An 854-nucleotide genomic window follows, 5' to 3' on the forward strand; every position below is an offset into this window, starting at 1 on the left:
GAAGTGTTGCTCAATACTGCTGTCACTATGTGTTGACTCAACCTTTACCATGACCGGATCGGTGAGATATTGCGCTGCGATCGATTGAATCTGTTTTGGATAGGTTGCGCTTAACAGCAGAGTTTGGCGCTCTTCTGGTATATCTTCAATGATAGTATCCAAGGCCTCCTGAAAGCCCATGTCTAGCATTCTATCAGCTTCGTCCAATACCAGCGTGTCAACATTGTTGAGCTTCAGGTTACCTTTTCTAACGTGTTCTTCAACCCGGCCAGGAGTACCGACGATGATATGTGCGCCGTGCTCTAAAGAACCAACTTGAGGGCCAAAAGGCATGCCGCCACATAAGGTGAGAACTTTTATATTGTGAATAGCGCGGGCAAGTTTGCGAATTTCTTTGGCGACTTGATCGGCCAGCTCACGAGTAGGGCAGAGCACCAAAGATTGAATTCTGAAACGTTTTACGTCTAGCTTATTGAGTAGCCCAAGCCCAAATGCGGCAGTCTTTCCTGAGCCCGTTTGACCTTGCGCGATGACATCTTTTCCCTCAATAATCAGGGGCAGGCTCTGCATTTGAATCGGTGTCATGGCTTGATAGCCTAATGAATCCAGATTGTCTAAAAGTTCTTTTTTTAGGGCTTGGGAAGAAAAAGCAGAGTCGCTCAAAATAATTGTCCTGATGTTGGAAAGCAGCAAGGCCCCTGTTTATCGAATACGGGCCTTAATAAGTGGCACATTCTAGTACTTGTCAGCGAAGTGTTCCATCTCTAGCTGAATTCTAACTAAGGAGGTTTCCCTATCATCTCATGAGACAACCTCATAACAAGGTTTGTATTCCTTATCACCCAGCTTCATTC

General features: G+C 45.6%; 1 protein-coding gene. It reads right to left on the bottom strand.

Features of this window, described 5'->3' with window-relative positions; translation table 11 throughout:
• On the bottom strand, positions 1 to 663 hold a 663-nt coding region (locus A3763_RS03455; RefSeq protein WP_156494870.1), incomplete at its 3' end, for a DEAD/DEAH box helicase.
• Between the last annotated feature and the right edge of the window lie 191 nt (positions 664 to 854).

The sequence above is a fragment of the Oleiphilus sp. HI0128 genome, assembly GCF_001635365.1.